The organism is Algoriphagus marinus (genome assembly GCF_001936475.1).
Classification (GTDB): Bacteria; Bacteroidota; Bacteroidia; order Cytophagales; family Cyclobacteriaceae; genus Algoriphagus; species Algoriphagus marinus.
Genome location: NZ_MSPQ01000017.1, coordinates 51,616 through 76,441, shown reverse-complemented (window position 1 = coordinate 76,441; position 24,826 = coordinate 51,616). Strand labels below are relative to the sequence as shown.

The 24,826-nt window shown below is 40.2% G+C and carries 19 protein-coding genes and 1 tRNA gene; 8 read left to right on the top strand and 12 right to left on the bottom strand.

Going from position 1 to position 24,826, the window contains the following annotated elements; genetic code table 11:
- Positions 1–161 precede the first annotated feature (161 nt).
- Positions 162–235: transfer RNA gene (locus BVC88_RS19925), tRNA-Asn, on the bottom strand.
- Between the two features lie 329 nt (positions 236–564).
- Between BVC88_RS19925 and BVC88_RS19920 the strand changes: the two genes are divergently transcribed.
- A complete protein-coding gene (locus BVC88_RS19920; RefSeq protein ID WP_075352498.1) occupies positions 565–1,023 on the top strand; it encodes a (2Fe-2S)-binding protein in 459 nt (152 codons plus the stop codon).
- Positions 1,024–1,035: 12 nt separating this feature from the next.
- Positions 1,036–3,318, top strand: coding sequence for a xanthine dehydrogenase family protein molybdopterin-binding subunit (locus BVC88_RS19915; RefSeq protein WP_075352494.1), 2,283 nt, complete (start codon positions 1,036–1,038; stop codon positions 3,316–3,318).
- A gap of 44 nt (positions 3,319–3,362) precedes the next feature.
- On the opposite strand, the gene BVC88_RS19910 is transcribed toward BVC88_RS19915, so the two are convergent.
- The gene (locus tag BVC88_RS19910) at positions 3,363–3,782 is read right to left on the bottom strand and encodes a hypothetical protein (RefSeq protein ID WP_075352493.1); all 420 of its coding nucleotides are present in this window, start codon (positions 3,780–3,782) and stop codon (positions 3,363–3,365) included.
- 95 nt (positions 3,783–3,877) lie between these two features.
- On the opposite strand from BVC88_RS19910, the gene BVC88_RS19905 reads away from it, so the two are divergent.
- Positions 3,878–4,738 (top strand): hypothetical protein, encoded by an 861-nt coding sequence (locus tag BVC88_RS19905; protein ID WP_139316614.1) that lies wholly within the window; start codon positions 3,878–3,880, stop codon positions 4,736–4,738.
- Positions 4,722–5,672 carry a citrulline utilization hydrolase CtlX gene (gene ctlX / locus BVC88_RS19900; protein ID WP_075352491.1) on the top strand — a complete coding sequence of 317 codons (951 nt, stop codon included), beginning with the start codon at positions 4,722–4,724 and terminating at the stop codon, positions 5,670–5,672. The genes BVC88_RS19905 and ctlX overlap by 17 nt, the downstream gene beginning before the upstream one ends.
- A gap of 51 nt (positions 5,673–5,723) precedes the next feature.
- On the opposite strand, the gene purB is transcribed toward ctlX, so the two are convergent.
- Entirely contained in the window at positions 5,724–7,067 is a 1,344-nt protein-coding gene (purB, locus tag BVC88_RS19895; protein ID WP_075352490.1) for an adenylosuccinate lyase, read from the bottom strand.
- A 217-nt stretch (positions 7,068–7,284) separates the two neighbouring features.
- Between purB and BVC88_RS19890 the strand changes: the two genes are divergently transcribed.
- Both BVC88_RS19890 and BVC88_RS19885 read left to right on the top strand, forming a co-directional pair.
- Positions 7,285–8,385, top strand: coding sequence for a ferredoxin--NADP reductase (locus tag BVC88_RS19890; RefSeq protein WP_075352497.1), 1,101 nt, complete (start codon positions 7,285–7,287; stop codon positions 8,383–8,385).
- Between the two features lie 91 nt (positions 8,386–8,476).
- Positions 8,477–8,965, top strand: coding sequence for a hypothetical protein (locus BVC88_RS19885; protein ID WP_075352489.1), 489 nt, complete (start codon positions 8,477–8,479; stop codon positions 8,963–8,965).
- Positions 8,966–9,019: 54 nt separating this feature from the next.
- On the opposite strand, the gene BVC88_RS19880 is transcribed toward BVC88_RS19885, so the two are convergent.
- The 9 genes from BVC88_RS19880 to BVC88_RS19840 all read right to left on the bottom strand — a co-directional run bounded on the left by BVC88_RS19880 (position 9,020) and on the right by BVC88_RS19840 (position 18,128).
- The gene (locus tag BVC88_RS19880; RefSeq protein ID WP_075352488.1) at positions 9,020–9,946 is read right to left on the bottom strand and encodes a DUF4097 family beta strand repeat-containing protein; all 927 of its coding nucleotides are present in this window, start codon (positions 9,944–9,946) and stop codon (positions 9,020–9,022) included.
- 8 nt (positions 9,947–9,954) lie between these two features.
- A complete protein-coding gene (locus BVC88_RS19875) occupies positions 9,955–10,749 on the bottom strand; it encodes a hypothetical protein (RefSeq protein WP_075352487.1) in 795 nt (264 codons plus the stop codon).
- 55 nt (positions 10,750–10,804) lie between these two features.
- Positions 10,805–11,842 (bottom strand): outer membrane beta-barrel protein, encoded by a 1,038-nt coding sequence (locus BVC88_RS19870; RefSeq protein WP_075352486.1) that lies wholly within the window; start codon positions 11,840–11,842, stop codon positions 10,805–10,807.
- A gap of 35 nt (positions 11,843–11,877) precedes the next feature.
- Positions 11,878–12,663 carry a hypothetical protein gene (locus BVC88_RS19865; RefSeq protein WP_075352485.1) on the bottom strand — a complete coding sequence of 262 codons (786 nt, stop codon included), beginning with the start codon at positions 12,661–12,663 and terminating at the stop codon, positions 11,878–11,880.
- Entirely contained in the window at positions 12,656–13,225 is a 570-nt protein-coding gene (locus BVC88_RS19860; RefSeq protein WP_075352484.1) for an RNA polymerase sigma factor, read from the bottom strand. Before BVC88_RS19860 ends, BVC88_RS19865 begins: the two co-directional genes overlap by 8 nt.
- A gap of 193 nt (positions 13,226–13,418) precedes the next feature.
- A complete protein-coding gene (locus tag BVC88_RS19855) occupies positions 13,419–13,907 on the bottom strand; it encodes a hypothetical protein (RefSeq protein WP_075352483.1) in 489 nt (162 codons plus the stop codon).
- A gap of 300 nt (positions 13,908–14,207) precedes the next feature.
- Positions 14,208–15,608: an MBL fold metallo-hydrolase RNA specificity domain-containing protein gene (locus BVC88_RS19850; RefSeq protein ID WP_075352482.1), complete on the bottom strand. Its 1,401-nt coding sequence runs from the start codon at positions 15,606–15,608 to the stop codon at positions 14,208–14,210.
- A 61-nt stretch (positions 15,609–15,669) separates the two neighbouring features.
- On the bottom strand, positions 15,670–17,622 hold the full coding sequence (locus BVC88_RS19845) for a PspC domain-containing protein (RefSeq protein ID WP_075352481.1): 1,953 nt from the start codon (positions 17,620–17,622) through the stop codon (positions 15,670–15,672).
- A 176-nt stretch (positions 17,623–17,798) separates the two neighbouring features.
- Complete coding sequence (locus tag BVC88_RS19840) at positions 17,799–18,128, bottom strand: PadR family transcriptional regulator (protein ID WP_075352496.1); 330 nt, start codon at positions 18,126–18,128, stop codon at positions 17,799–17,801.
- Positions 18,129–18,458: 330 nt separating this feature from the next.
- Between BVC88_RS19840 and BVC88_RS19835 the strand changes: the two genes are divergently transcribed.
- The gene (locus BVC88_RS19835; RefSeq protein WP_075352480.1) at positions 18,459–19,616 is read left to right on the top strand and encodes a putative type IX sorting system protein PorV2; all 1,158 of its coding nucleotides are present in this window, start codon (positions 18,459–18,461) and stop codon (positions 19,614–19,616) included.
- Positions 19,613–24,634 carry a putative type IX secretion system sortase PorU2 gene (gene porU2 / locus BVC88_RS19830; protein ID WP_075352479.1) on the top strand — a complete coding sequence of 1,674 codons (5,022 nt, stop codon included), beginning with the start codon at positions 19,613–19,615 and terminating at the stop codon, positions 24,632–24,634. The genes BVC88_RS19835 and porU2 overlap by 4 nt, the downstream gene beginning before the upstream one ends.
- Positions 24,635–24,826: the final 192 nt, after the last annotated feature.

Here is a 24,826-nt window from a genome sequence, read left to right as displayed (position 1 = left end):
AATTGATCAACCGGATTTTTGCCTTAATCCGTGATAATAGAAAACACGAAAAAAATTATCAACCAAACCTTGCCTGATCCATAAGAATATCGCGGGCTAGGACCCTCTGATTAGTAAAGGTTTGAAAACAAAAAAACCTGACACTTTCGTATCAGGTTTTGCTCCTCCTCAAGGACTTGAACCTTGGACCCTCTGATTAACAGTCAGATGCTCTAACCAACTGAGCTAAGGAGGAATTTGTGATTTTCCGCTCTAACCTCCCGATAATTATAGGGATGAGCTAAGGAGGAATTTGATTATCAATTCAGAGCGTTTTCCGAATTGGTGATGCAAATGTAGGAGGCAAAGTCATTTAATCCAAATCCCTTTTTGAAAAAAAAACAGATTCCTCAGCTTCAAGCTTCCTTCTGTTTCGCTTTCAGGCACTTATTTTTTTAAATCTATTGAATTTTCTTTTTTACCGATTCGCTTACTTAGATTCTTCTGCCCAATAAAAACTGATTTGTCCTCTCAAATTTTCATTCATTTTTTCTAACTTATATATCCACTAATCAAGAAATGCAAATGGAGGATTACTCAATTACAATCAATGGAAAAAAAGTTTCGGTTCAGGCTGAAGCTGATATGCCCCTACTTTGGGTCTTGCGAGATCTTCTCTCAATGAAAGGTACCAAGTTTGGATGTGGCCAAGCACTTTGTGGAGCTTGTACGGTTCATCTGGATGGTCAGGCCGTTCGGTCCTGTAGTTTGCCAATTTCTCAAGTTGGGGATGGGCAAATCACCACGATTGAAGGGCTTTCGGAAAAAGGAGATCATCCCCTTCAAGATGCTTGGGTGAAGCATGTTGTTCCTCAATGTGGTTACTGCCAAGGGGGGCAAATCATGAATGCTGCCGCCTTGTTGGCAGTTAATCCTAGTCCATCCGATTCAGAAATTGAAACCGCTATGGAAGGGAATCTTTGCCGATGTGGGACTTACAACCGAATCAAAGAAGCCATCCTTACTGCATCCAAATCCTTGTAATCTCCATCAGCTATGAAAAATTTTATTCCATTTTTGAAAAATAAAAGCAAGGAAGATCAGTCTAAGATTTTTGTTCCTTCACGAAGAGATTTTCTAAAATTCAGCTCTTTAACTGCAGGTGGATTCCTTTTGGGAGTCAATTTCCAATGCGCTGGCCCTAAAGGCGAAACCATCACTTTTGCACCCAATGTCTATATCTCACTTACCTCTGATAATGAAGTGATTCTAATTGCCCATCGATCTGAAATGGGAACTGGAATCCGTACCTCCCTGCCAATGATTATGGCAGATGAGTTGGGGGCCGATTGGAGTAAAATCAAGATCGTGCAAGCAGAAGGAGATGAAGATAAATACGGCAACCAAAATACCGATGGTTCTTTTTCAGTTCGGATGTTTTACGAACCGATGCGAAAAGCAGGAGCAACCGCGAGACATATGCTGATCAATGCAGCTGCTAAAAAGTGGGGAGTTGATCCTTCCCAATGTATCACTGAAAATTCCCAGGTACTGTTGAAAGACAGCAGAAAGAAAGTCGATTTTGGAGAGCTAGTCGAAGCACTTCAAACTATGGAATTGCCAGAACCTGCAAGTATCAAACTCAAAGAATTTTCTGAGTATAAACTAATTGGGACTGATGTGGCTATCTATGATGCTCGCGCGATAGTAACTGGCCAGGCAAAATTTGGTGCAGATATAGATCTGCCAAATATGCAAATAGCTGTCATTGCTAGAAGCCCCGTCGTCGGAGCTAAGATTTTGTCTTACGATGATAAATCTGCAATGGCTGTTCCGGGTGTTAGTCAGGTTGTGAAAATAGAAGGAGCTGGAATTCCTCCCGGACTTGACAAACCATTGGAAGGCCTGGCAGTAATTGCTTCTAATACCTGGGCAGCAAAAAAAGGCCGGGATGCATTAGTTATTGAATGGGATTTAGGTCCAAATCAGACGTATAGTTCTGCGGCACAATTGAAAGTTATGGCTCAGTCTACCCTCAAAGATGGGAAACTGAGCAGAGCTCGAGGTGATTTTAATTCGGCAAAATCTTCTGCCACGAAAGTTTTGGATCGAACCTATCTTGCACCCTATTACGCTCATGCGACAATGGAGCCAATGGCCGTGATAGCAGATTATAAAGAAGAAGGTAGCGTAGAAATATGGGCACCAACCCAGCATCCTCAGTGGGCTAGGGGAGCAGTCGCGGGAGCGTTAGGAATAGAATTACCTAAAGTGAAGATGAATGTCACCTTGCTTGGAGGGGGATTTGGGAGAAAATCAAAACCTGATTTTGTGGTGGAAGCAGCTTTGCTTTCTAAGGCAGCCAAAGCACCGGTTCGGGTTCAGTGGACACGCGAAGATGATATTCACCACGATTATTATCATGCTCACAGTGCCCAGCGGATCGTTGCAACTTTAGATAGCTCAAATCAATTGACCGGATGGAATCATCATACCGTTTTTCCGGCGATAGGAGCTACCGCTAACGCAGCTGAATTACACCCTTCCAATGGAGAAATGGAGTTAGGATGTCGGGATTTCCCCTACGATGTGCCCCATATACGAATCGAATCCCATAAATCCACCGCACACACTCGAATTGGCTGGCTTCGTTCGGTAAGTAATATTCACCATGCTTTTGCGATTCATTCCATGATGGATGAAATCGCTGATGCCAGGGGAATGGACCCGATTGAAAACGCCTTACAGCTTTTGGGTGAGGATAAGGATTTGACTTTTGAAGGTGAAATGGAAGGTAATTTTGAGAACTACGGGGAAAAGCTGGAGGACTTTCCTTGGAATACTGGTAGGATGAAAAAAGTCATCGAAGAGGTAGCTCAAAAATCCAACTGGAAGGCCCATCGAGATTCAGGAAAAGCAATTGGATTTGCAGCTCATAAGAGTTTCTTGACCTATGTTGCCTGCGTTGTTTTGGTAGAAAAAGACGCAAATGGAAATTTAAGTATTCCAGAGGTTCATTATGCAGTTGATTGCGGTATCGGTGTAAATACGGATCGAATCAGGTCCCAATTTGAGGGTGGAGCACAGTTCGCCACTTCTTTGGCGATGACATCAGCTATTACTTTTGAGGAGGGAAAAGTCCAACAGCATAATTTTGATACGTATCAAATTACACGGATGTCTCAAGCTCCGAGAAAGATTCATGTGCATATCGTTCCAAGCATGATCAAACCGACTGGAGTTGGCGAGCCTCCAGTTCCTCCATATATTCCGGCTTTGGCGAATGCTGTGTATAAATTAACAGGAAATCGGATTTACGAACTGCCTTTCAAAATCTAGATAACAGTAGTGATCAGTAGGCAGACTTCAAGTCCTAGAAAAGCCTACTGATCTTTTGTGCTGAATTTCCGATTCATCGTTTTAATGAATTTTATTCTTCGAAAACGAAGTGCTGACCAGTCCTCATCAATAGCGATTTGTCTGACTCCTTCGAAATCATGGGCTCCTAATTCTCCCCAGCCAGAATCTCGATTGATTGTAGCTTTATATTTTTTACTTGTTTTCTTGGGATAAGCAATCCAGAGCTGCTGATCATCAGCAACAAAGGGCAACATCTGTTTTAAAACCTCACTGAGTTCCGCACTGCTTTTAACAAAGCCCAATAGAAAATCCGGATTTTTACCACTCTCAATAAAGCCACTTTTTATCCAGGATTGAAGTGTAGCATCAAACTCTTCGGGTGAATTCCACACCCGAATATTCAAGCCTTCTTTCCAGGTCATTTTCTTTAATAGTGGATCCATTTTTTTTAGAGGAGGTCTTTAAAAATAAGCTGAATTGGCGAATTAATGATTCATCTCCTCCTTTTTCTGTAATTTCAAACCTTAAAGTCCAACCAATGCGAGTTATAAAAACCCTATTTCTATTTCTTTTTTCCAATTCAGTAGTAGCTCAAGACTTTGACTCTACCTTTTTAGGTCCAAAAGCGATCAAAGAAATCAAAGCAGATAAGTTTGAAGAGTTGAGCGGCATTGCTTTTAGCCGAGTCCATGCCGGAGTTTTTTATGGACATACAGATAGTGGAGGAAAATCGTCGATTTACATATTTAATGCTGATGGTGAGGAATTGGGTGAGATCAAACTTGAGAAAGTGGAGAATCGAGACTGGGAAGACATTGCGATTGGTCCTGGTCCCGATGGAAAATCCTATATCTACATTGGAGAAATAGGGGATAATGCTGCAGTACACGATGAAGTATTTATCTATAGAATTCCTGAGCCGACTAAGTTGAAACCAGAATCTGAAGAGAAGCCGGAAAAAATCAAGCTGACTTATCCTGGAGGTGCACGGGATGCGGAAACGCTGATGGTGGATCCAATTTCAGGAGATATTTACATCATCTCTAAGCGTGATAAAAAAAATAATATCTATTGCCTTCCAGCAGCTCGATTCAGTGAGAAAGAAGCTGAATTGGAAAGGGTTGGAGAGCTTGATTTTACAAGTTCGGTAGCTGGAGATATCTCTGCTGATGGCAATCAGATTCTCATCAAAACCTATCTGAATATCTACTATTGGACTCGGAAACCTGGAGAATCCATAGAAAAGGCACTTTCCAGAGAACCTCTCATGCTAATCTATAATCCTGAACCGCAAGGCGAGGCAATTGGCTTTCAGCCTGATGGAAAGGCTTACTACACGATTAGTGAAAAACGATTTGATATCAACCCTACCCTTTACCGCTATGAAGCCAGAAACTAATCCACAGACTAGCCAACATATTTTGATGGTTAGGCCGGCTAATTTTGGCTTCAACCCAGAAACGGCTGAGAATAACTTCTATCAGCAAAAAGATGATCGAAGTGCAGTCGAAATTCGGGAATTGGCTCGAAAAGAGTTTGATGGATTTGTGGCTCTTTTGAGAGATCAAGGAGTGAATGTGATTGTGATTGAGGATACTGATTCTCCTGTAAAAACAGATGCGGTTTTCCCAAATAATTGGTTTAGCACGCATGCTGATGGGAAATTGATCTTATACCCGATGTATTCTCCTAATCGAAGATTGGAACGTAGAAAGGATTTGATAGAAGAATTGATGCGACTCAATTTCAAAGTTGGAGAGATTGTCGATTTGAGCTTTTTTGAAAAAGATGGTCAGTTTCTCGAAGGAACTGGAAGTATGGTCATGGATCATAAAGCCAAGTTGATTTATGCAGGATACTCAGAACGCACGCATAAACTTCCCTTGGATTACGTCAGTAAACTTTTAGGCTACGAGGTAGTAGGGTTTAAAGCAGTTCAGGAAATCGATGGTCAGGTGACTCCAATCTATCATACGAATGTGATGATGCATGTAGGGACAGATTTAGCAGTAGTCTGTCTGGATAGTATTCCAAAAGCATCGGAGAAATTGAAAGTTCAAAAGAAACTGACCGAATCAGGGAAGAAAATTGTGCCGATCCTAGCCAAGCAGAAATTCAATTTTGCCGGAAATATGCTGGAAGTGAGTAATGATGGGGGAGAAAAGTTTACGGTAATGTCCCAGACTGCATTAGAATCCTTAAATATTGGCCAGATTCAACTGATTGAAAAATACACTACCATCATCAGCCCAAGTATCCCAACCATTGAGAAGCTGGGAGGAGGCTCTGCAAGATGCATGATGGCGGAGATTTTTTTACCGAAGGGGAAATAAAAAAAGGGCGAAATTAATTCGCCCTTAAAAATGAATTAGGTTTGACAAACCTCAAATCCCTGTATAATTCCAAGGGGTAATTTTCCGAAGTTCTTCTTTGATCGCGTCCGACACGGCCAATCCTGAAATGAAAGTAGCAATTGATTCTGCTGTGATTTTCGTGTTGGTTCGAGTCAGGTCTTTGAGCGCTTCATAAGGTTTTGGGAAAGCTTCTCTTCGCAATATGGTTTGAATCGCTTCTGCAACCACTGCCCAGTTGTCCTCTAGATCAGCATGGATTGCGGCTTCGTTCAGTTCCAATTTTCCAAGTCCTTTTTTCAAAGATTCCAATGAAATCAGCATATGTCCAAGCGGTACACCGATAATTCGGAGCACTGTGCTATCGGTCAAATCACGCTGAAGTCTTGATATTGGAAGCTTGGCTGCCAGGTGTTCCAATAAAGCATTGGCGATTCCAAGGTTTCCCTCTGCATTTTCGAAGTCAATTGGGTTGACTTTATGTGGCATCGCCGAAGAACCGATTTCTCCTTCTTTGATTTTTTGCTTGAAATAATTCATCGCTACATACTGCCAGACGTCTTTGGATAAGTCTAGAAAAATGGTGTTGATTCGTTTCAATCCGTCAAAAATTGCAGCTAAATTATCGTAATGCTCGATCTGCGTAGTTGGGTAGCTACGTTCCAAACCAAGGTATTTGTCCACAAAATTGAAAGCAAAACCATTCCAATCAATAGATGGATAAGCCACATGGTGTGCATTCATATTTCCGGTAGCTCCTCCAAATTTTGCAGAAAAAGGAACTTGCTCTAGCAGTTCCATTTGACCCTTTAAGCGAGCTACAAAAACGTTAATCTCTTTACCAAGGCGAGTAGGAGAGGCAGGCTGTCCATGCGTTTTTGCTAACATTGGAATCGCTTTCCAGTCTTCGGCAAGGTCATGTAATATTTCCATGACCTCTTCGATGACAGGGAAAATCTCCTCATGGAGCCCTGTTTTCAGCATAAGTGGAGTAGCGGTATTATTGATGTCTTGAGAGGTCAGTCCAAAATGGATAAACTCCTTAAATGCATCTAAGCCAAGCGAATCAAATTTCTCTTTCAGAAAATATTCCACAGCTTTCACATCGTGGTTAGTGACTTTCTCCGTGTCTTTGATTTGCTGGGCATCGGTCAAAGAAAAATCAGTTACCCAAGAACGGAGTGTTGGAAATAAGCTGAGATCAAAGGATTTTAGCTGAGGAAGTGGAAGTTCACAGAGGGCAATAAAATACTCCACTTCTACATGGACTCTATATTTAATCAGGGCAAACTCAGAAAAATAAGCTCGAAGAGGGGCTGTTTTGCCAGCATATCTACCATCTACTGAAGTGACTGCTGTCAGTGCATTTAATTCCATTTGATTCGTTCTATTGGTTTCAGGATTTCAAAGTTAATTTTTTGGAGGCAAAACTTGGATGAAAATTCACTAAATCCCGATTTTAAAAGGAAATAATCCGAACCACCTGAGTCTTCTGGAAGTTATCCTTATCAAATAATTAACTCTATAGCCTATTATTCCAAGTGTGGGGTTAATTTTGCAACCGATTCAAAAAAAGAAAAAGCCAAGATTCCGAATGTTTAATTTATTCAAGAAAAAGAAAGAGGAGGTAAAAACCAATTCGTATTTGCCGCTGAAAGTGAGGGAGGTAGTTAAAGAAACAGCAGATACAGTTACCCTGTATTTTGAGCAGCCAGAGCCATTTTTAGAGTATAAGCCAGGCCAGTTTTTGACTGTGATTCTTGATTTTGACGGGAAAGAGCAGCGGAGATCATACAGTCTTTGCACTTCACCTTTTGTAGATCCCTATCCTGGGATTTCTGTAAAAAGAGTGACTGGCGGATTGTTCTCTAATTTTTTGAATGAGAAAATTTTCCCAGGAAAGACTATTAATATGCTTCCTCCAATGGGGCATTTTACTGCTGATTTTCATTCAAAAAATAAACGGCATTTTTTCCTTGTAGCAGGTGGAAGTGGAATTACTCCAATCATGGGGATTCTAAAATCTGTTTTGGTGAATGAACCAAAATCGAAAGTCACATTGCTATACTGTAGCCGTAATGAGGAGCAAATCATTTTCAAAAAAGAATTGGAAAAGCTTGAAGCAGCAAATCCTGAAAGGCTTGAAGTCATTCATAATTTGAGTCAGCCTTCTGATTCTTGGACTGGTCTTCGTGGAAGATTGACTAAAGACAGGGTAAAGGATTTGGTTCAAAAAGCAGAGAGTGAATCTGATTTTGCCAAAGAGTATTTCATTTGCGGGCCTGATGGAATTATGGATACTACTCTTGAAGTCCTAGATCAATTTGGGATTTCGAAAGATCAAATCCACAGAGAAAGTTTCTACTCAGCTGCTGCTGAAAAGGCTCATGAAGCTGCTGTCAGTGGAAATCTTGGAGGTCTCACGCGTGAAGTGTCAGTTGAACTGGAAGGAGAGGAGCACTTGATCACTGTTTCTCCTGATAAGACTATTTTAGAATCAGGGCTTGCTCAGGATTTGAATATGCCTTATAGCTGTCAAAGCGGTCTTTGTACTGCTTGTCGAGGTAAATTGATTACTGGTGAAGTGAAAATGGACGAAGATGCAGGCCTAAGTGAAAAGGAAATAGCCGCTGGCTACATTCTTTGCTGTGTGTCTCGACCGATGACTTCGGATGTAAAAGTGAGAATTGAGTAGGCAGTTGACCTGAGCTAAATTTCAGGTTTCTAGGGTCAGTCGGAATAAGCATCGAAGTTTATTCAGTAACTAGTTTTAATAATTTATAAAATTGGAAGGAACAGAATTACGTAGGATTTATAAGGGGACAGAGCAATTGATTCTGATTTTGATGGCAGTAGTGCTGCCTATTTTTGGGATGATTTACCTCTACCATAATTCTGGGAACCTCAATTGGGATCTACCGGTAATTCCTGCGATTGTGGAACAGATTTTAATTGGTTTCGGAATTGGCCTGTTGCTGGTACAGTTTCTTTTATTTAGAAAACGTATCAACTCTAGCTTTCTTACAGAAGAATTGATCCTAAAACTGAGAGCCTATATGAATGCAACTAAGGAGCGATATTTCCTTTTATTTTTGATTTCATTGATCAGTTCTGCTGGATTACTCTTTTTTGAAAATGCAATCTTCATCGTGATTTTTGCAGTGACTCTGATCTTTTTTTCCGTAGGAAAACCTACTCCGGACCGAATCGGGAAGTTGCTCAAACTAGATAAAGAACAAAAAGAACTGATTCGGCTTGCCTCGAGACCTGACTAAAAAAAAACGCCAATCTGATTCAGATTGGCGTTTTCGCTTTTTTTGCTGGTTGGTTTAGTTTTCTATCGTAATATTCCCTGAGGTAATGCTTCCTTTCACCCATGAACTTGAACCGTTGTCCATTTCCAGAGACTTTCCAGAGCTGATACCTCCTACTTTTACATTTCCCGATGAGGCCTTGAGCGAAAAATTAAAAGCCTTCAAATCAGATGGAGTCTGAACTCTGAAATTTCCTGAAGAACCCTCGAAGGTCGTGTGATCTCCCAATCCTGCATTCTCTGCTTTAATATTTCCTGAAGTGAATTTTAAAGATCCTAAAGATCCAATATTATTTAATCGGGCGTTTCCTGAGGTTAAAGAGATATTGATCTCTCCATTGATGTTTTCCGCATCCAATGATCCACTGGTTGATTTGTATTGCACATCCCCACTTACATTATTAATATCGGCATTTCCGCTAGTGAGTCCTGCAATTACATCGCCTTTAACCCCATCGATCTTTAATGAACCTGAAGTAGCTTGGATATCTAAATTTCCGCTTATAGTTGATGCACTGATTTTTCCAGAAGTAACTTTCAAAAGTGTTTCGTCATTCGAAACATTGTTAACCATCATAGAGCCGGAGCTATTTCGAAGTTGAAGAGCCACCTCCTTAGGTCCGGTGATTTTGATATAGCCTTTGTTTTTACTATTCCAAGAGTAGTTGTTTTTGCTTCGCTCATAGGAGATTTTCAATACATCACCCAAGGTTACAAAGACAATATCCTGGTTGGTTTCATTGGATTCTAAATAGGCCTCTACATTTACTTCGGTTCCAGATCCACCTTCGTAAGTCACATCCAGCCATCCTCCATTTACCTCGATGGATTTGATATTGGAGTAAGACTTGTTGGCATCGACAAGTACATTTTGAGCGTAGCTAATTCCCGCTACCAAAAGTAGAGAGATACTAAGGGTAAAAATTTTCAAGAGATTTTTCATAATAGATTTTAATTAAAGATCACGCCAAAGCTGATCGCGTTGAGTTTAGGTCCTTTTCCAGATTCGAATAGTTCGTTGAAATCATAATTGAAAAACAAGTCGAAATCACCTACACCTAGTTCAGCTCGGCCTCCATATCTGAAATTTGAGGCATACATATTTGATTTTTCAAAGATCTTTTGTTGGTCTCCGCTGGCATCATCATAGACGAATTTACCTCTGCCACCGAGCCTGACTCCTGCATATCCTCCGATTCCGAGGCGAAGCTTTCCGTCATTGGTTAAAATCGTTGGGACAAGAGATATATTGGCGTAAGAAGCAGAGATTTTAGACTTGGTTCCTCTTCCTTCGGTGAATTCTTCGAAAGAGATTCCAGAAGGAGTTTTTACAGCGATTAAGTCTGTGTCCTCCAATTTGAAATTGTAGAAACTTGCTCCGATTCCTGTTTTTAAATGAAAATTTTTCGAGGCTTTATAAGTACCCACCATATTCAAGTTGACATTCCAAGATCCCCAAGGCTTTACTTGAGGAGCATTGTCGGTAGGTGACCAAAGGTTCAGACCTAAGTCTACTTCGAGGTCTGAGCTAAATTTGCTAGGCTTGTTGTTTGACACGTAGTTATTATGCTCTTCTGTCTCGAATTGCCAGGAGCTCGTTCCGTCATTATATTTTTCATAATACCAGGTTTTGCCAAAGACGGTGTAATCTTTCTTTTTTTTCACATTGCTGCTATCTGCAGACTGAGCGGCCAATGAGCCAATGCTCATAAAAAACACCGCAGTGATGAGTACTAGTCGATTCATTTTTTTTTGGTTTAGTTTAAAATGAGGTGAGGGTATGCCTCACCTCAACTGTTTTTTAGAATACGATTCCAAAAGTGATTGGATTCAGTTCTGGCCCTTTTCCAGCCTGGAACAATTCATTCATATCGTAAGTCGTGAAGAAAGTCACTCTGCCAACACCCACTTCGCCTCTAAGTCCATATCTGAAATTCTGAAGATAGAGTCCTGTATTTTGCTTGTCTTTTTTACGGCCAGATCCATCAAGCTCTCTATACACATATTTTGATTGTCCACCTAGGCGATATCCTGCATAAGGACCAACTGCAATCCGAAGACCTTTTCTGCCGTTATCATTCATTTTACCGAAGTCTAATTCAAGCATTGTCATTGCGGTAAGATATGATGCGGAGATTTTGCTTTTAAATCCATCTACATCGTTTCGCTGTAGGAAATCGATCTGGTTATCACCTCTTATAGCTTGGAAATCGCGATTCTCGAATTTGAAATTGTAGAATTGGAATCCAATACCGAAGTCCCAATAGAAACCTTTAGAGATACGTTGTGCAGCCATCCAATTCAAGCCCACATTCCAGCTCCCCCAACCTTTTACTGCATAAGGATTGTCTGAGGAAGGGAAATCACCATTAGAATCTAGGTAGTTATTTACCCCAAGGTCTATGTTGAAATAGGTTCTAAATGGAGGGTCTGATTTTTTCTTAAGACCCGATTCAATTTTGACTTTAGTGTTATCGCCAGTTTCGTCTACAAAAACCCGAATACCTCCGATGAAAACTTCAGTTTCCATTCCGTCTTCATTTACTCTGACGATATCCTTTGAGGTCCCATCTTTCTTCTGGATTTGTACGATAGTCAATTCACCATTCTCCTCATTTTGCTTCAAGTCTAGCTCTCGGATGATTTCATTGATGTTCATGGATTTCAGCTTCTCAAAATCCTCTTTGTTATTGACGATGATGACAACTTTTCCGGACTTTCCGAATTCTACGATTACGGAATCGGAGTTAATTTTATGATCTAGCGTGGGCAATTCGTTGGATGCAAATCCAATCTTTACGATTGCCATGAGGCAGAATAATAGCAGGTATTTTTTCATAATAATTTCAAGTTAAACTTGTGGTTAAGGTTGGTTTAAGGCTTTTCAGCCGCTTTTTCTTTTTTGGTTAGTAAAGAGGAGAAGAGATTGTTTTTTGCATCCTGCAGGTCTGCAAAGCCCTGATCTACTTTCCCGAATAATCCTTCAACTTTTTCTACTTTTTTGCCGATTCCGGCGATTAAATTCTTGTCTTTTTCTTCTTCAAGACCATCCGAATAGATCTTAATACGGTAGGTAGGCTCTTCTTCTATTTGAGTCTCCTCTACTACTGCGACAGTCTTATTCACTTGAAGGTCTGGTAATTTCAAAGCAGGTACATCTAATGGTTCTACAATCAATTCTTTTTCGGTCAATTCGACTTTGTGACTTGGTTCTGCTAGCTCTTCAGCTTGTGCAATAAGCTTTTGAGAAGGCTTAGTATTAGGTTTTTTGATTATTTTCTGCTTTTCAACTTTCACCGACTCAGAGATTTTATTCTCTTCTGCTGTAGATTTCGGGGCTTCCTCAGTTTGATTTTCTGCAATGCTTTCAAGATTAAATTCTGAAGAATTCTGCTCTGAAATCTCAGGTGACTCCTGGTTTTCCTCTGCCAGTAACACAGGATTTTGTTCTGTTACATCATTCCGCAAAGTCAAATAACTTACCGAAAACATGATTACGGTTGAAGCAGCAACTGCCCACCAGATGAAAGGAGTTCGTGTTTTCTCCTGCTTAGGAAGCTGACTTTCCAGCCTATCCCAAGCCAGTTTGCTTGGTTTGATGCTGTCCTGGCTTAGCTTTTCCTTGAAAAACTGATCCAGATTTGTATTATCTCTAGCCATTGATTGTCTTTTTATTTATAGTTTGACTGGAAATCTTTTCTTTCAAAGTATTCCTCGCCCTATTGAGTTGGGATTTGGAAGTACTTTCTGAGATTCCGAGGAGATCCGCTATTTCCTGATGCGAATATCCTTCGATGGCAAAAAGGTTGAATACGGTCCGGTATCCAACTGGAAGACTTTCGACCATTTCTCTCAAATCTGCCACTTCAAGATGATTGAGTTCGTAGGAATGATCCTTGTAATCAGTTTCATTTTCCATATTGACCTCCATCATCAGATGACGATGACTTCTCAGCGTCATTAATGCTTGGGTGACGATGATTCGCTTCATCCAACCTTCAAAACTTCCGGTCCCTTGATATTGGGGGAGTTTGTCAAAGATTTTCATAAAGCCCTCGATCATCACATCTTCAGCATGTTCCCGATCTTTTAGATATCGGATGCAGATCGCCAAAAATTTTCCCGAGTAGGTATCATATAAATGCCGCTGTGCATTTCGGTCACCTTTTAGGCAACCCTGAATTAATCCTGACTCTGTTGAAAAATTGGTTCTGCTGAACATTGGTTTATGCTTTCAATTAGGTAGATGTCAGGCTTGATTAAATGGTTGCACGAACAGTGAAAAAAAGTTAAAAAAAATTCTAAAAAATGATTTTGAAATCAATGTAAGTTTATAATCTATTGAAAAATAGGTGTTTAAATATTTATTTTTATTGTGTCGCTATTGATGATATTTTCCTTTTTTCGGCCTTTTCTTAAAAATATGCTTTGTAGTTGATTACAATATCTTTCTTCAACCACTCTCCTTTTTTGATCTGAATAGGCTGAATGTTGCCTTCGCCATCAAAGCTATTTGCAAAAAGCCCTTCCTCTTCGACCGTGAAAATAGAGTACTTTCCTGGACTTAATTCAATTGAATAACTTCCTGTTTCATCACTTTCAAAACTTACAATAGCTTCTCCTGCAATAGAAGTAAACAGTCCATTTTGTTCTTTGACGTCCATCAAATTGGTAAGGGGGTAGATTTTTAAAGTACGTTTTACTGGTGTTCCCTTTGGATTGACAGAAGTACTACTTGAATCTTTTTCTGATTTGATGGTAGGCATTTGATTCCCTTCCAGCCAAGTTACTTTTCCCATTATACCCTGACTTTCGCTTTTTTGGGATTTACACTGGCTGAAGGTCAAGCCAATGAGAATAACAAAAATGCCGGAAGAGAAAACAGAGTTTATTATATTTTTCATATGATTATAATTTCTTTTTTAAAGGCCATATGGAATGCCCTGGATAATCATTCCCCTGAGTGAGAACTTTTCTCATGGGCATTTCATGTGTTTATAATTTTTCTATTTGGCCACATGGAATCTCGCATTTCGATCCAGATAGCCATCGGGACATCCCACTGTGTGTCGTTATCGTCATGCTCGATTTCATCTGTTTATAATTTGATTTTTAAAAGCCACATAGCCTGTCCCGAGAATCGGGAGAATCTTAGCAAGCATTAAAACCATAACTCCGCGTGTCGCTTTGGGTCATGCTCGATTTCATATTCCACTAAATAACAAAACGGATTCCAGATAATTTGGAATTACAGTATTCCAGCCTAGCTCTTCATGGAGCTTCTTGGCTAAAACGGCAGAAGCTTCTTCTTCTCCGTGAACAACAAAGGCAACTTTAGGCTTTTCTACAAATCCTTCGGCCCATTCCATGAGTTCGTCTTGATCTGCATGGGCAGAAAGTCCATCGATACTGTAGATTTTAGCTTTTACTTGTACAGCATTTCCATAAATCTGAATCTGTGGCTCTCCGTCGATTAATCTTCTACCTCTAGTTCCTTCGGCTTGGAACCCTACGAAAATCACTCCATTTTGCTCATAAGGTAGACGATTATATAAGTGGTGGACTACTCGTCCTCCAGTTGCCATACCACTTGCAGAGAGTATGATCGCATTTCCCCTGAATTCATTTAGAGATTTGGATTGCTCCTGCTTTTGATAATAATGAAGTTGTGGGTGTTTAAAAGGATGATGGTCTTCTTCCTCTAATACTGCATTTAATTTGTGGTCTTGATGAAAATCCTGATAGAGCTTTGTTGCATTAATCGCCATCGGAGAATCAAGAAAAATAGGAACCTTAGGAATTCTTCCTTTCTCCATAAGGTGGAATAAATAATACAGGACCAATTGGGTTCTGCCTACGGAAAATGCAGGTATAATCACGAGACCACCTCGGTCAAATGTGTCTAAAATTGCAACTGCCAGCTCCTCAGAAGGCTTTACGGGAGGTTGATTACGATCCCCATAAGTAGACTCTATCCAGATAACATCTGCTTTTGGGATCAAAGTCGGAGGGAAAAGAATCGGGTCGTGGTACCTTCCCAGATCTCCTGAAAACACCAAAGTTTTGGTTTGAGAATCACCCTTAATTTTAATTTTAACTGAAGAAGCGCCAAGAATATGGCCTGCATGATAAAAGGTTACCGATACAGAATCATGAATTGAAAAAGTTTTTTCGAAAGGCTTCGGAACTAACATGGGAAATACAGCCTCGGCGTCCTCTTGAGTGTAGAGTGGCTGAGGGTCACCATGCCTGGAATAGCCTTTCTTTCTCGCATACTCGGCTTCTTCCTCCTGTAGTTTACCCGAATCCATTAATAGTATTTTAGCAAGCTCTGCTGTAGCCTCTGTGCAATAGATAGGTCCTTTGAATCCTTGCTTCACAATCCTAGGCAGGCTGCCGATATGATCTAAGTGGGCATGAGTCAGTACTATAGCTTCCATTTCACCAAGAGGCATAGGGAATTTGTCCCAGTTCCGCTCCCGAAGTTCTCTTCTGCCTTGAAAAAGGCCACAATCCACTAAGAATTCAAACTTACCAATATCAATTAAATAGCGAGATCCAGTAACAGTACTTGCCCCACCTAAAAACTTTACAGTTACGTCCATATTTTTTTTTGAGTTCGGCAAGAAGTTACAAAAAAAAAGCGCTCTTCTGAGCGCTTCTTACTTATTGATTTGTGGAAGTCGAATCTTGAAAGGGTACTTTACTGAGACTGTCCAGCTTTTTTTTGTAGAAAGCAGTAGAATCAATGGTTTCACTTTCCTCCTCTATTTCTTCCATTTCTCGTTCACAATTCAGGCAAACCAATCCTTTTTCGTTGAATTTCCAAATCGTGGTTTCTGAAAGATCGGAAGATCTGTATCCATTTTTATAGATTGTGTTACGAAGGATTTCCAACAGTGAGCGCTCCATGATAAATGGCTTTTCATAAGGAATCTCTAAGATTAGATTGACTCGCTGACCACGGAATGTAGTCATAGAATTTAAATCAAATCCTTCATCAAAAGTGACCAAAGAATCAAGAACTGTGAATTGATATGCTAGAGACTTTGCATTTTCCATTGCTTCAGCTTTGGTTTTTCCTCTGGAGAAAAACTCCTCTCGAAGTACTACAGCGCTATCAGGAGACCCTTCAAGTCTAAGGGTAATTTGATTGAAATTTGCTTCCTCACCTATTGGATTTAGTTGAAGAATCATCGTTTCACCTTTTATAGGGATGATCTCTTCGGTTTTATACCAGTTTTCTTCTTTAAACTGAACCACTATACCCGGGATTTGAAATGCACAGATCCCCACGCAAAGTAACCAGAGTCCAAGAGCGACTAAGCCAAATCTTCCACCAATCAGATTTTTTTGTGAAAGCACGCTCAATCCTAGCATGATGATGATAATGCCTGGGATAATCAAAAGAAATGATGCACTTATCACAAGCCAGACCGGAATGAGATTGTTGAAGAGCTCGAATGGGAACTCAGCCATCAGGACCACAAAGTCGTCATTTGTAAACAACCCAAAGTAGACCATAAGAGCAATAATTGGAGCTACAGTGATAGAAAGTCCCAAAAGGAAGACTATGAGTCCAAAAATCACGCGAACTACATTCAAGAAAAATCTACCTAGTGGACCCAAAGCACTTCCAATTGCTTCAATGACTTGACCGATTATTCGGAAAGGTGTCAAGAGAATCGCTTTGGTCTTCGATTCGGGCATGATTGGTCCTGGATTCAGATTTTCTTTCAAAGTTGAGTCTATATTATCCAAGGTTATTTCCCCACCTTTCATCCGAATTCGCTCTGTAATAGAGCTGGCAACCGGAGTAATAATCCATAAAATCAAATAGATCAGAAACCCGGATCCTCCAGCTGCAATCAGGAGTACAAAAGCCAAACGAATGTAGATTACTTCAAAATTAAAATAGGCTGAAAGTCCACTGGCTACCCCTCCCAATACTTTATCATCTGGGTTTCGATAGAGTTTTTTGATGTTTTTATCCTCACTGATCTCGTAAGAAACTGGAAGTATGATCCAAAGCACGATGTATGCGATTGCGGCAAACACCCCGAAGCTGAGGTTTAATCTAAAATCATCAAAAGGAAGAATATCGAGTGGCCCGAAATTGAACTTTAGATTACCGCTAAAGAGTAAAAGGATTGCAATAAGCCTAGTCCAAAGAGGGTCTATCGCGAAATAATGTGCAAAACCTGCACAGACACCTCCAAGGATTTTTTTGTTTTCAAGTCGGACTAGTTTTTTATACCCGCCTTTTTCAGCGTTAGGAGGAGTGACGTATTTGTAATAATCTTCGTCTTTCTCTTCAGAATCAACATTGATCTTTTCATCCGACTTTTCATCTTCTATAGCTGCAAAATCTGCGATTGTCCCCATTTTCTCAATGAGTTTTTCGACATTTTCAGCAGAGATGACTTGCTTGTTGTTTTTCAGATTACTCAAGAAGATTTCGGCGATCCGATTTTCGATATCGGAAATAATCTCCTGATTATCAGAATAGGAAGAAAAATGGTTGTTGATCGCATCGAGATATTTTCGGAGCTGATCGTATCCATCTTCTTCGATGTGGAAGAGAATCCCACTGATGTTTATGCTTATCGTCTTTTTCATATGATTATAACTTCTTTTTAATAGCCATATGGAATCTCGCATGGTTGATAATCATTATGCTCTGTGACTTTTGAGTCATGCTCGATTTCATATGTGTTTCATTTTTTTTCTTCGGGTGAAATGACCAAGCTGTTTGGTAAGCTATTCTTTCATTCCTTATCATCGAATTTCTTATTTCAATTCTTTGTAGTGATGGCTAGGGTAGAATTGACCAGCGAAGACCAAGTCTCCGACAGCGTACTGAGAAAGTCTTTTCCTTCCTCCGTAATCGAATAGTATTTCCGAGGTGGTCCGGATTCAGATTCTACCCATCGGTATTCAACCAGCGAAGCGGACTTCAATCTGTTGAGTAAGGGATACAGTGTTCCTTCGACGACGATCATTTGAGCAAGTGTCAATTCATCGATCAGATCTGAAGTGTAAACCTCGCCTCGGGAGATAATATGCAAAACGCAAAATTCAAGGAGCCCTTTGCGCATTTGGATCTGTGTATTGGCAACATTCATGGTGAGGTGATTATTTATTAATTGATAGGAATCTCGTATTCCCATGCACCAACTTTAAGAAAAATGATACCAATCTTTCTGTGGCTACCTTGTATAACCTAATTCCTTGCGATATAGAGTGAGTTTAGAATTCCTTGCTACAAAAAACCTTTGTTTATTTGACTTGAGGGCGCTTTTTTGATTTTGATATTTATTGAAAAATAAATTGGATATATTTTTTCAAAAGCGCCGGAGGTTAATTGCTTGTTAAAATGCGTACATTTTTATGTACGGAAGCGTACAGATGTCTGATTAATTAAGAAGATTTTCATTCATCATTTATTTAGCTGAATGATTTTGGTTTATTTTGGAACTGTGAAAAGCAGAAGTCTTGGTTTCCTTATTTTTATATTGCTCATTCCAGTATTCTGGAATGGAGCGAATCCGGTTTTCAGTCAAGATTTGGCCCCAAAATATTCCAATGAATTTCTGGCAATAGGAGTAGGAGCAAGGGCACTGGGAATGGGAGGAGCACAAGTCTCAGCAGTAAGAGATGTGACAGCTGCATATTGGAATCCTGCCGCTCTGATGGGGATTCAAAATAAGTATGAATTCAGCTTGATGCACTCAGAGTATTTTGCAGGAGTTGCGCAATATGATTACTTGGGATTTTCTACTCCCATCAAAGGAGAAAGTCAGGTTGCGGTTTCGCTGATTCGATTTGGAGTGGATGATATTCCGGATACCCGATTCCTTTACGATGCCAATGGTGCATTGAATTATAATAATATTCAGTTTTTCAATGCTGCTGATTATGCTTTGCTTTTAAGCTATGCACGAGATCTCTCAGATCATTTCAAGGTTGGAGCCAATGTAAAAGTGATTCACCGAAATGTTGGGAAATTTGCCCAAGCATGGGGTTTTGGACTCGATCTTGGTGGATTGTATATCCATAAGAAACTGACTGTTGGGTTGATGGTGCGAGATATAACTACGACATTCAATGCTTGGTCTCATAATGCCGAGCTAGTCCGTGACATTTATGCTCAGACGAATAATGAGATTCCTATTAATTCGGTGGAGCTCACCTTGCCGAGAGCCATTTCAAGTATTTCTTATAATTGGAAATTGGGCTCAGATTTTAGCTTGCTTACAGCCCTAGACTTGGATATGACTTTTGACGGTAATCGAAATACCTTGATCAGTTCCGAGTTTGTAAGTATTGACCCTAAATTCGGATTAGAAGCTGGTTTCCAGAATATCGCATTTCTCCGCGCCGGAGTTGGGAATTTTCAGTACATCAAAGATTTTGATGGGACAAAAAGTTTGAATTTTCAGCCCAGTATGGGAATTGGAGTTTTCTTGAGTGAGCGATTTCAGATTGATTATGCCTTGTCTGATATTGGGAATGTGTCGGAAACACCTTATTCACATGTATTTAGTGTTAAAGTAAGTTTGGAGAGGTTGGCTCCTGACTTTAGGAAATTTAAAAGTTGGGAAAGTCAATGAACAAAAAACTATTTTTCTTTCTGTCTTTTTTCACTTTCCTGATTGGGCTTTCGGTTGCACAGCAGACCCCATGGTATAACTATAACCAAACCTATTACAAGATCCCAACTGCCACAAACGGGATACACCGGATTCCTGCTTCAGTATTGACCAACTCAGGGTTGAATTTGAATACGATAGACCCAGCCTCACTTCGGCTTTTCCACAGGGGGAAAGAAGTAGCGATCCATATCGAAGGAGGAAATGACGGAAGATTTGATGCAGCAGATTATATCGATTTTTATGGAATTAGAAATGATGGGACACTTGATAAATTACTTTACACTGAGTTTGATTCCCTACCAAATCCCTATTTCAATACACATACCGATACCACTGCTTTTTTCTTAACTGTAACTCCAGGTCAGGCAGGAAAAAGAATGGCAGAACGTGCTTCGCCAGAAAATAACTTACCGCTTTTAAATCAATATAGGACTGAAAAACTCCAGGTTTTTTCGGAGCAATATTCACTTGGAATAGGTTATGCATTTGATTTTAGGCTATCTAGATATGACCAAGGACAAGGCTGGGTAAGTAGCATTATTACCAAAGGATCCACAAGACAGGTTACTTTTTCAGGATTAGGAGCTTTTCCAAACTCAGGGACAGCTAAACTGGAAATAGGTCTGGTTGGTAGATCGGCAAATGTTCATACCACTCGGATTCTTGCGGGGAGGACTGCTACAAGTCAAAGACAGGTTTCCTCGGTTACCTATTCAGGATATAGCTATCCTACATTAAGTATAGATCTTGCGATTTCAGATTTCAATCCAAATGGCAGTATTGTCATAGGGATTCAGTCTTCAGGTACGGAAAATGTGGACAATGTATCAGTGGCATATGCCAAAATCACTTTTCCAAAAAATGTCCGCTCAGGTAATTTCACTGATGAATTATTTATTCTCCCTCCAGGGAATCAGCGAATTCAATTGAATAGCTTAACTGGTAGTTATTTTGGGTTGGAGATTTCGGATCCTACAAATCCAATACGAGTAGGATTTACTGCTTCAGGACAGAATTTGGCTTTTCGGGCAGCAGTGCAAAATGATTCAAGTAAAATCTGGATTCAAAATCAGGAATCAATTGTGACTGTTGAAGCTGCAGAATCTGTACAGTTTAGAAATGTACTTGCTCAGCCTTCCAATTACATCATCATCAGTCACCGCGAATTGGAAAAACCAAGCACTCAATACCCAAATCCCATTCTTTCCTATGCAGCTCACCGTGCCTCTCCAAATGGTGGAGGTTTTGACACCTTGGTTGTGCGAATGGAGGATCTGGTAAATCAGTTTGCTTATGGAGAGAATTCGCCTGTTGCGATTTTTGAATTTTTAAGATCTTATTATCCAGTCCATAAGCCTACGCACTTGCTATTGGCTGGGCGATCTTTAGCAATTTACTCCACTGCCAGAGCCGGAGGCGTGACCTATTTTTATCGAAATAATCCTTCAGCTTTTGGTTTTCAAGATCTGATTCCGCCTGGAGGATATCCTTTTTCTGATAATATTTATACCCTTGGGCTGGATCCTGCTTATCCGGATTCACCTGCAATGGGAGTAGGGAGAATTCCCGCTAAAAATGCCCAGCAGCTTGCCGATTACTTAGAAAAAGCAATCGAAAAGGATGCGGTAGGAGTTTCTGAACCTTGGCAAAAGGAAATGATTCATTTGGGAGGAGGGGTGTCTGAGTTTGAACTGGAGCGATATTTCAACTGGCTGAATGGGTTTAAAAGTATTGCAGAAGCTCCGTTTTTTGGTGCAAATGTGACAACTTATCGAAAGCGGTCTAACTCTTCTATTGAGGTGATTGACATTACAGGTGATCTGAATGAAGGTAGATCGATGGTGACTTTTTTTGGGCATGGCTCTCCGACTATTATTGATATTGAAATTGGCTTTGCTTCAGATCCAACATTGAATTATCAAAACCGAAGTAAATATCCTGTAATGCTCTTCAACGGCTGTGACTACGGAAGTGCTTTTGGGTCAGCTTATTCCCAAGGAGAAGATTGGGTGATTACTCCACAAAAGGGAGCGGCAGCCGTGATTGCCAATTCTGCTATAGGCGTGGATGTTTATCTGAGAAGATACTCTGAGATTTTTTATCAGACTGCTTTTGCGGATAGCACCTTGATCTATCGCACACTTGGTGAAGTGAAAAAGGAAGCAGAGAAGAAATATATTGACCGTTTTGGTACTGGAGCTCTGAATGTCTCCCATATGGAGCAAATGATTACGTTTGGAGATCCTGGATTACGGATTTTCCCGGCAGACAAAGCAGATTATAGCCTGAATGCTACAGAAGTTTTTGTAGATAGTTTTGATGATGATCCATTGTCTGTGCTTTCAGATAGTTTGAAATTATCATTTATAGTTCGAAATATCGGCCGAGTGGATTTGGATTCCATTTCTTATAAAATCAGCCGCCAGCTTCCTGACGGAACCTCGATTCCATATCCTGAGGTGAGAATCCCATACATCTCCCGTGCAGATACGCTTCAATTCAGCATTCCAAACAATGGCTTGAATTCGGCAGGGGAAAACATCTTTTTTCTAGAAGTCAACCCTGAAAAGGAAGTGGAGGAAATGACATTTGCAAACAATGCAGTTAGCTATACCAAGTTTATTCCTCTAAGTGGTACTTTAAATTTAGCTCCCTCTGATTTCGGAATCGTGAGTCAACCTGAGGTGACTTTAGTGGCTCAAGTTCCGGGTAAAACGATAGAGGATCGGACGGTTATTCTCCAGTTGGATAGTGCTGCCTCCTTTAATACTGCTTTCCGGAAAGAGATTCGAATTACCACAAGAGGCCTTGCAGAATGGCTGGTGTCACTCCCAAGTACAAGTGATAGTTTGACGATTTACTGGAGATCCAGATTTCAAGAAGCAAATCCGGGTGAAACAGATGCTTGGACTAACTCTTCGTTCTCCTTAATCCCGAATGCTCCAAACGGTTGGACTCAACGTACAGTACCTCAATTGGAGAAAAGCCAGCTGACAAATTTGGAATACAATTCTGCAAAGAAATCATGGGAATATTTGGAAGAAAAAATTGGAGTTGAGGTTTTTACAGTGGGTGCTGGGGTAGATTCTCTTTCTTTTAGAAACACTCAATTTTATCTTAATCAGATTCCTCAGATTTTGGATAATGTGAACAATGCCAATAGTAGACTTTGTCCAAATGGTTCTTTAGGATTGGTCGCGATCGAGCAGAAAAGCCTGTTGCCATACTTGGCGATTCCGGTTCCAGGTTTTGATATTCTTGATTCTAGAGCCTGCGGTCGTGTTCCACAGATGATTCAAAGCATTCAAAATTCCTGGATTACCACTCCGGGTCAGACGATTTTAATTGATTATGTAAATAATGTGAAACAGGGAGATTATGTAGTGATTTTTTCTGTGGGCAACGTCACTTTCGAATCTTGGCCAGACATAGCTATTGAGAAGTTAAAAGAATTTGGTGCGACAGAAACTACATTAAGAGCTCTAAAAAATGGTGATCCGTATATTCTTTACGGTCGAAAAGGAATGCGACCGGGTGAGGCGATTGAGATCGTGGGGAATTTAAATCTGGAAGCTCCACCTCGTCAGCAGACACTTTCCTTTAATACCGATCTAACTGGATATCTTACTTCAGGCACTATTTTGACACCAAGAGTGGGACCTGCTTCCAACTGGGAGCGTTTTTTCCAAAATGTCAATGCAAGAACTTGGATCAATGAGGAAGAGAACACTCGGTTTGATATTATCGGTGTCAAGGAGAATGGGGAAGAAGATGTTTTGATTCCACAAGTTTTGGATTCGGAGGTTGATCTTTCTTTCATTGCTCCTAATATGTATCCTTATTTGCGATTGCGCTATTCGATGGATGATCCTAATTCTACCGCCCCTTCGCAATTAGACAAATGGCAAGTGAATTTTGACGGGGTTCCGGAAGGCGCTTTGATCTTGAAGTCAGCTCGGGAGCAAGTAGCATTGAAGGAGGGGCAAAATGGAAGAGTAGAATTGCAGTTCAAAAATGTCTCCAGATATAATTTCCTGGATTCGATTCAGGTGGATTGGGAATTGACAAATGTGACTAGCCGAAAGGTAGAAAGCTTTTCAAAGAAATTCCCAGCTCTGAAAGCCGGCGAATCATTTGATTTTACCATAGAATTTAATTCCATAGGCAAAGTGGGTGAAAATGAGTTGGAAATTTTTGCCAATCCAAGAATTCAAATGGAACAGACTTTCCGGAATAATCAAGTGGACATGGGGGCGTATTTCATAGTGGAAGGAGATAATTCGACCTCGCTTCTGGATGTGAATTTTGATGGTGTTTACATTATGGATGGAGACATTGTCTCTCCAAATGTGCTGATCACAGCATTATTGAAAAATGATCAAACTCTAATCTATAAAAAGGATACACTCGGAATGGAGATTTTTCTGAAGCAAAACTGTGAGAGTTGCAACTTCTCCAAAATCAACTTTTCTAATCCTAATCTGACATGGACCCCTGCATCAGAGGATTCTGATTTTAAAGTTTCACTGATTCCAGGACCATTGGAAGATGGGATTTATACCTTGAGAATCACTAATGAGGATTCTCAGCAGCCTTATGAGATCCAGTTTGAAGTTGTCAATGAGTCTCAGATTACCAATTTCTATCCCTATCCCAATCCATTCAGTACCAGTGTGAGATTTGTATTTACAGTGACGGGGATGGAAGTGCCTGACGAAATTAAGATTCAGATTATGACTGTGACTGGAAAAGTGGTACGAGAGATTCTTCAAAACGAACTTGGACCAATCCGAATCGGAAATAATATCACCGAATATGCTTGGGATGGAAGGGATGAATATGGAGACCAACTTGCCAATGGAGTTTATATCTATCGAGTACTTATTCGGAAAAATGGCCAATTCATGGAGCATAGACCGACTGCTGGTGACAAGGCATTCAAAAAGGGATATGGGAAGATGTATTTGCTTAGGTAAGGAAAGAGTGATTTACAGATATTGTAAACAAAGCACATAATCGTGTGAGAATTTTGAATTCATCTTTTACTTTGCCGCTCAACTCTTCTGAGAGGTAGTTTAGAAAGGCTAACTTCCAACATTTTAAAATCTTTGAATATCCCTCCCTTTTTTGTCATCTTTGAATAATAAAGGATTTTTATCCTTATGATC

Coding starts and splice junctions, on each gene's coding strand:
- BVC88_RS19920 (WP_075352498.1), top strand. CDS start 565: ATGGAGGATTACTCAATTACAATCAATGGAAAAAAAGTTTCGGTTCAG.
- BVC88_RS19915 (WP_075352494.1), top strand. CDS start 1,036: ATGAAAAATTTTATTCCATTTTTGAAAAATAAAAGCAAGGAAGATCAG.
- BVC88_RS19910 (WP_075352493.1), bottom strand. CDS start 3,782: ATGGATCCACTATTAAAGAAAATGACCTGGAAAGAAGGCTTGAATATT.
- BVC88_RS19905 (WP_139316614.1), top strand. CDS start 3,878: ATGCGAGTTATAAAAACCCTATTTCTATTTCTTTTTTCCAATTCAGTA.
- ctlX (WP_075352491.1), top strand. CDS start 4,722: ATGAAGCCAGAAACTAATCCACAGACTAGCCAACATATTTTGATGGTT.
- purB (WP_075352490.1), bottom strand. CDS start 7,067: ATGGAATTAAATGCACTGACAGCAGTCACTTCAGTAGATGGTAGATAT.
- BVC88_RS19890 (WP_075352497.1), top strand. CDS start 7,285: ATGTTTAATTTATTCAAGAAAAAGAAAGAGGAGGTAAAAACCAATTCG.
- BVC88_RS19880 (WP_075352488.1), bottom strand. CDS start 9,946: ATGAAAAATCTCTTGAAAATTTTTACCCTTAGTATCTCTCTACTTTTG.
- BVC88_RS19875 (WP_075352487.1), bottom strand. CDS start 10,749: ATGAATCGACTAGTACTCATCACTGCGGTGTTTTTTATGAGCATTGGC.
- BVC88_RS19870 (WP_075352486.1), bottom strand. CDS start 11,842: ATGAAAAAATACCTGCTATTATTCTGCCTCATGGCAATCGTAAAGATT.
- BVC88_RS19865 (WP_075352485.1), bottom strand. CDS start 12,663: ATGGCTAGAGATAATACAAATCTGGATCAGTTTTTCAAGGAAAAGCTA.
- BVC88_RS19860 (WP_075352484.1), bottom strand. CDS start 13,225: ATGTTCAGCAGAACCAATTTTTCAACAGAGTCAGGATTAATTCAGGGT.
- BVC88_RS19855 (WP_075352483.1), bottom strand. CDS start 13,907: ATGAAAAATATAATAAACTCTGTTTTCTCTTCCGGCATTTTTGTTATT.
- BVC88_RS19850 (WP_075352482.1), bottom strand. CDS start 15,608: ATGGACGTAACTGTAAAGTTTTTAGGTGGGGCAAGTACTGTTACTGGA.
- BVC88_RS19845 (WP_075352481.1), bottom strand. CDS start 17,622: ATGAAAAAGACGATAAGCATAAACATCAGTGGGATTCTCTTCCACATC.
- BVC88_RS19840 (WP_075352496.1), bottom strand. CDS start 18,128: ATGAATGTTGCCAATACACAGATCCAAATGCGCAAAGGGCTCCTTGAA.
- BVC88_RS19835 (WP_075352480.1), top strand. CDS start 18,459: ATGATTTTGGTTTATTTTGGAACTGTGAAAAGCAGAAGTCTTGGTTTC.
- porU2 (WP_075352479.1), top strand. CDS start 19,613: ATGAACAAAAAACTATTTTTCTTTCTGTCTTTTTTCACTTTCCTGATT.